This is a genomic window from Enterobacter cloacae complex sp. OE43NF (assembly GCF_023544405.1).
Lineage (GTDB): Bacteria > Pseudomonadota > Gammaproteobacteria > Enterobacterales > Enterobacteriaceae > Enterobacter > Enterobacter cloacae.
This window is the reverse complement of sequence record NZ_JAMJFW010000089.1, coordinates 1-6,682: the sequence shown is the minus strand read 5'-3', so window position 1 is coordinate 6,682 and position 6,682 is coordinate 1. Positions and strand designations below refer to the sequence as shown.

General features: G+C 52.6%; 6 protein-coding genes and 1 pseudogene. All 7 read left to right on the top strand.

Going from position 1 to position 6,682, the window contains the following annotated elements:
* Positions 1–206 precede the first annotated feature (206 nt).
* Positions 207–791, top strand: a complete 585-nt coding sequence (locus tag M8370_RS22600; protein WP_117267226.1) for a fimbrial protein — start codon at positions 207–209, stop codon at positions 789–791.
* A 52-nt stretch (positions 792–843) separates the two neighbouring features.
* On the top strand, positions 844–1,536 hold the full coding sequence (locus M8370_RS22595) for a fimbrial biogenesis chaperone (RefSeq protein WP_015570089.1): 693 nt from the start codon (positions 844–846) through the stop codon (positions 1,534–1,536).
* A 15-nt stretch (positions 1,537–1,551) separates the two neighbouring features.
* The gene (locus M8370_RS22590) at positions 1,552–4,044 is read left to right on the top strand and encodes a fimbria/pilus outer membrane usher protein (RefSeq protein ID WP_250021783.1); all 2,493 of its coding nucleotides are present in this window, start codon (positions 1,552–1,554) and stop codon (positions 4,042–4,044) included.
* A 15-nt stretch (positions 4,045–4,059) separates the two neighbouring features.
* A complete protein-coding gene (locus tag M8370_RS22585) occupies positions 4,060–5,124 on the top strand; it encodes a fimbrial protein (RefSeq protein WP_250021782.1) in 1,065 nt (354 codons plus the stop codon).
* Positions 5,125–5,257: 133 nt separating this feature from the next.
* Entirely contained in the window at positions 5,258–5,764 is a 507-nt protein-coding gene (locus M8370_RS23715) for a transposase (protein ID WP_407253627.1), read from the top strand.
* Between the two features lie 53 nt (positions 5,765–5,817).
* Positions 5,818–6,126 (top strand): annotated as a pseudogene (locus tag M8370_RS23710) (IS3 family transposase); the annotation flags it as partial.
* 285 nt (positions 6,127–6,411) lie between these two features.
* The coding region (locus tag M8370_RS22575) for a hypothetical protein (protein ID WP_250021780.1) at positions 6,412–6,682 on the top strand (271 nt) is incomplete at its 3' end.

Genomic DNA, 6,682 nt, shown 5'->3' with positions numbered 1-6,682 from the left:
TTAAAACATTAAAAAAACGCCACCACAAGATTATAATCTTGAACTTTCGAAGTTGTTGGAATATGTTGTGTTATATACTTTTTTAGTGCAACGATGATATCGTCAAAGCATTCTCCCGAGTCGCCATGCGTCTAGCCGGTACCTCAGGGACATGTGTAGCCGATTAACATTCATTTTAAATAACACAAATCTTCATGGAGTTTATCATGTTCAAATCGATCATGACCGTATCACTGCTGGCCGCCGCTATTGCCTCTACCAGCGCAGTGGCCGCAGACAATTCGGCGGGTGGTATCATTAACTTTACCGGCGCTATTACCGATACAACCTGTACCATTAACGGCGGTAAAAGCGCAGACTTTACCGTTGCGCTTTCCCCTATTTCGGTAAAAGATGCGGGCACCACGGTTGGCCTGATCACTAAGAATAAAAAATCTATTGCGCTGACTTTCTCAGGTTGTGCACCAGCAGCCGGAACGACCGGTACCCCGCTGAAAGTGTATTTCTCCAGCGCGGATAATATTTCCACTGACGGTAAATACCTGCTGAATAACAGCGTGAACGAAAGCGATGCCAGCGTGGCACGTAATGTCGGCTTTGCGTTAGTGGAGCCAGGTTCGTCTACGCCTATTACCCTGAACCAGCCTTACACGACAAATATTATGGGTACAGCGACCGCGCCAGATTCCGAAACGCTGACGCTGGATGTTTATTACTATAAAACCAATACCGCTGATGCAACGGTCGGTGCGTTGAGCTCCAACGTAACGTATACCATTTCCTACCTGTAATAGTGATTATTCAGGCTCTGTTTTCGCAGAGCCTGTATTTAAGGTTGCAATCATGCGCAAGGCAATTTTGCTGGCAGGCTTACTGCTAAGCACGGGTCACTCATGGGCCAATATTGTCATTAATGGCACCCGTGTCCTTTATCCTGAAAATAACAAAGAGGTGATCGTCCAGTTAATGAATACGGGCGATGCGCCGGCTCTGGTGCAATCCTGGATAGATGACGGTGATATTAATTCCACGCCGGAAACAGCCAATGTGCCGTTTTTGCTGTCGCCGCCAGTGATAAAGGTTAACGAACATAATGGCCAACAGCTTCGTATTAAAAAGCTGCCGTCCAGCTTGCCTGCGGATCGCGAATCCGTCTTTTTCCTGAATGTTCTCGACATTCCGCCCAGACCTGAAAATCTGCAAAATCAGAATACCGTTCAGCTGGCGATTAAATCCCGTATCAAACTTTTTTACCGGCCCGCTGCGCTGAAAGGCACGCTGGATGACGCGGTGGCGAAACTTACGCTCGCCGCCGACGGCGATCGCTTTCGCATTACAAATAACAGTCCGTTCCATATTACGGTCGCCAATATTTCGCTGGGTAAAACGAAATTGCTCCAGGAGTCTCCGATGGTTTCCCCGTTTGGGCAGCTGACGGTCGCCGCCAAAAATACGGTTAAGCGCGGACAGACCTTCCAGCTGATGTATGTGGACGATCTTGGCGCGTATAAAACCCGGACTTTCACCAGTCAGTGATCGTAAAGACTCACCATGAAAATGAAACAAAACAGACTCTGTCTGCTGGCAGTCTGCACGCTTCTGCTTTCGCATAAATTAGGGGCCGTCTCGTTTGATCCCTCCCTGCTTGCTGGCGCATCCGGTGAGTCCGATCTGTCTCGCTTTTCCGAAAACAACGCCATGCCTGCCGGCAGTCAGGAGATGGATATCTACGTAAACGGCAGCTGGAAGGGACGTTATACCGTCATCTACGGCGAGCAGCGTGACGACATCCGCCTTGCCTGGAAAGATGCCCGGTCGCTGGGCATCAACACCACGTCCGTGCCTGCGCCCGCCATTGCGCACGGGCAGGTCCAGCTGCGCGATCTGGTTCAGGGCGGTGAAGTCAAAACCGATACCAGCACCCTGAGTCTGGCGCTTACCGTTCCGCAGGCGGCCGTGCTGCGTACTGAAGAAGGTTACATTGCCCCCCAGTTCTGGGACGAGGGGATACCGGCGCTGATGCTCTCGTGGAACACGACCTGGTATAACACCCGCGCGAAAGGCGCTGAGAAAGACACAAATGATGATTTTTATGCCGGGCTGGATTCCGGCGCCAACCTGTTCGGCTGGCAGTTTCGCGACAGCAGCGCCTGGCGGAAAACGGCCAGCGGAGAGAGTAGCTGGCAGAATAATACCCGCTACCTGCGCCGTCCCCTGGCCTCGCTGAAATCCAACCTGACGCTGGGTGACTTTTATATTCCTGGCGATCTGTTTGATTCCCTGCGCGTGCGCGGCGTGTCGCTGGCGTCGGACATGAAGATGCGCCCAAATTCACAGCAGGGTTTTTCACCGGTGGTTCACGGCGTGGCGCGGACGAACGCCCTGGTGAAAGTTATCCAGAATGGCAACGTGATCTATCAGGAGAACGTGCCGCCGGGCCAGTTTACCCTCGACAGCATTCAGCCTACCGGCTCCGCGGGCGATTTGCTGGTGGTGGTGCGTGAGGCGGACGGTTCACAGCAGTCCTTCACGGTGCCGTTTTCCGCCGTGCCCGGGATGCTAAAAGAAGGGGTGAGCCAGTACAGCGTGGTGGCGGGTAAAGTGCACCAGAACACGCTCGATGCCGAACCCGCATTCATGCAGGCCACGCTGCGCTACGGGTTTAATAACCTCATCACCGGGTATACCGGGACGATTATTAGCGATAACTACCAGGCCGGGCTTGTCGGTACCGGGTGGAACCTTCCCTTTGGCGCGGTCTCGTTTGATGTCACCCACGCCAAAACCACCCTACAGGATCGCACCAGCAGCGGTCAGAGTTATCGCGTGTCGTACAGCAAATTTATCGATACCACCGCCACCAACTTCACCCTGGCGGCCTATCGCTATTTCACAAAAGGCTATTACAGCTTCAGCGACGCGCTCTATTCGCGCGAAGGGTATCAGCGCCTGAGAGCGCAGTACGACGACTATGAAGATCGGTTTGGCATTGCGCCCGACATGTCGCTAAGCACCTGGGACGCCCTGCGTGCGGCGCAGCCCAAGAATACCTTTACGCTTAACCTTAATCAGCGCCTGCTCAATAACTGGGGCACGGTGTTTGTCTCCGGCACACACCGCGATTACTGGAACTCACAGCAAACCACGCGCGAATACCAGATGGGCTATTCCAACGCCATCGGCCGCGCCAGCTATACCCTGTCGGCCAGCCGGGTACGGAACAGGGACAGTGAAGAAGAGACGCGCCTTTACCTCTCCCTCAGCCTGCCGTTCGCGCTGTTTGATAATAATGCGTGGATCACCTCCAGCCTGACGGCCAGCGATTCGCATTACGAGCAGAGCAATATCAGCATGAGCGGGAACGTGCTGGCGTCGAACCGACTGAGCTACACCCTCTCCGGCAGTAATGCGCGGGGGGGGGAAAATGCGGCAAGCGTTAACGCCGCGTACCGTTCGAACTTCGCAACACTCGGTGGCTCTTACAGCGAATCCTCCGACTACCGCCAGACCGGGCTCAGCGGACGCGGCAGCCTGGTGGCCTACCCGTGGCACGTTCTCGCCTCAAACGAAACCGGCACAACCATGACTATCGTCGATGCGCCAAAGGCGGAGGGGCTGATGGTGAACGGCGATGAAAGCATTATGACGAACCGCGATGGCGTGGCGCTGGTGCCTTACGCCACCCCGTATCGCAAAAACGCCATTACGTTAACTGAAACGGAAAACAGCGCTGGCGCGGAGGTGATCGGCAATATGGCTAACGTGGCTCCTTACGACGGGGCGGTGAGCTATATCCGCTTTGAAACCGACAAGCGCCAGTCATGGGTACTTCATGCGACGCGCGCCGACGGCAAACCGCTGCCCTTTGGCACCGAAGTGCTGGATGAACATGGTGAATCTGTCGGGTATGTCGGACAGGCCAGCGTACTGTATATCCGTGCTGAACGGCCGCCACGCGCGCTCAACGTGCATCTCCGCGGCGGAAAGTGCGAAATCTCCTCCCCGGCCTGGGGGCTGAACAGCCCCTCATCGGTTTGCCATTAATTACGGATTATCAAAATGTTACGATCATTCATGTTCCTGCTCCTCACCAGCGTTAGCGGGATGAGCTATGCCACCTGCTCCGGCAGCGGCATCGTTTATGGCACACCGATTACCATTGATTTATCGGATAAGTTGAGCCCGGCCACGCCCACATGGACCGGCAGCTTCACCACCCAGTACAGCGGCTCGTTCAACTGTACGACGCGTAACAGTGAATTTTCTTACACGCCGATCCTCTCGACCGACAACAAATACGCGACCATCCTCGGATTCAGCAACAACAAGTATATGGTGCGGGCGGAGATCACCAATCCCCCGGCCAATAAAACCCTGTCTGCCAGCGGTAGCCATACGGCGTCTGAGCTGAACACACCGTTTACGGTTCGCTTCACCCTCGTTAACCAGAGCGGCACCACCCTGACGGGGGATACGGCGAACATGAGCGACGTTCTGTTCGTCAGCGACATGAGCGGATTGTCGATTTTGGAAATCATCCTCTGGCCAATTAATCAGGTCATCAAAATCGCCCAGTGGTTATTCAACGGGTTCAAATGGCCTTACGACGACCGCGATATGTTTGGTCAGCCGATGATCATCAAATACGCGCCAAAACTGACTACCTGTTCCTTTGATAATGCGGGGCTGACCGTGGCGCTGCCGACGCTCGGCATTCCCCAGCTCAGTGCATCCTCACAGCCGGGGCTGACGCCTTTTTCACTGAACATGAGCTGTCAGAACGTCGGGGTTAACGGCAATTCCGATCGGTCAATTGAGATGTTTCTGTCCAGCACGCAGCTGCTGTCGACCGACAGCTCGGTGCTGATCGACAGCAGCAGTAGCGCGGCGCAGGGCGTGGGGCTACGCCTGATAAAACGTGACGCCCCGCAAACGCCGGTGACCTTCTCTACCTCGACCACCAGCCGTGGCAACGCCACAATGATTTTCAGCGTGGCGGCTGGCGCGGCGCTGGACGAACATTTCACCCTTCCGATGGCGGCGTACTATTACGTGTGGGCGCCCGCCCAGGTGAGCCAGGGTAAGATCAATACATCGGCTACGCTGAATATTATCTACCCCTGATGTGGACTATTCCTCCATCTTTCCAACCGTCTGCACATACTTAATCAGTTCGCTGTGGTTGGAAAGATTCAGCTTTTTTATCGCATTGTGTTTGGGAGTGCGGACGAATTCCTGGACCTTCAGGGGTTAATTTATGCATTCATACGAGGACCGGATCCGGGCCGTCGAACTCTATTACCGGTACGGAAAGAAAGCCTCCGTTGTCGTCATGGAGCTGGGATATCCTTCCACAAAACAGCTGGGCCGTTGGGTTCGGATTTATGAAGAGAAGGGCGATTTACCCAGGGAATTAAAGCCAAGAGAACGCTATTCACGGACACAGAAAATTGCTGCTGTTGAGCATTATCTTACTCACGGTGGTTGCCTGTCGTACACTCGCCGAGCCATCGGCTACCCCAGTAACGAAATTCTAAAGCGCTGGATTGAAGAGTTTTACCCAAATGCGCGTCCCCTGGTCATTCGCTCAGGCACAAACAAATGCTTCAGCCCGGAAGAGAGGTCTCAGGCCGTCCGGGAGCTCTGTAACCGACGTGGAACCGCGCGTAAAGTTGCACAAAGCATAGGCGTCAGCGTCCCGGTCCTGTACAAATGGAAGAAAGACCTTATCAGGGCTTTGTTGAATAAATCAGATTTCGGGTAAGTCTCCCCCGTAGCGGGTTGTGTTTTCAGGCAATACGCACGCTTTCAGGCATACCTGCAATACACAGCGATCGTGGTGGCCATTACCGGTGGCCGGACTGGCTCGATCGTATCAACACATCCGGACTTATAAGGTCCATGTCGCGCAAAGGATGCTCGTCGGATAATGCTGCGTGTGAAGGCTTCTTCGGGCGTATCAAAAACGAAATGTTCTATGGCAGAAACTGGACTGGTATCACGCTGGAAAAATTTATCTGCTTCCTGGACAGGTACATACGCTGGTATAACGAGAAACGTATCAAGCTATCATTAGGTGCAATGAGTCCGGTGAAGTACTGGCAGCATCTTGGGATCACAACATAACAGTCCAGGAAAACATCCGCAGCCCCTGAGACGACAATAACGCTTTGTGCTGACAACATCTGTCAATGCAATTTTAAAGTGTCACCTTGATCTGCTAAGTAGAAAGGGCACTTTCTGCCTATGCATGCAACGTTCTCACCATTAACCTATCTCTCGGCCCATGATGTTGGGATGACCTCTATCATTGATTTAACTGCCTCAACTCCATAATATAATGATAGAATTTGTTGAAATCGCTGAAACAACGACCAGAATAATAATATATATACTAAAAGGATAGCGTACGTGAGTATTCCAATGTTCACTTTAAAGACATCAAATACTTCAAGCTGCAATTATATTGGTATTTTGGATTGTCTTAAGCCTGCCATAGATATTGCCTCCCCTAAAAGGCATCATGAAGATCTGCGTGTAAAATTAATAGGGAAAGATACACCAGAGAAAATTGAGGAAAACCTACAATTTATAACTTGTGGGAACAAACAGGATTTTTTGAGTTGCTTTAAAATTCTCATGCAACGTTTCAATGTTCCTGGCTTTAAGCCTATCATCCTAA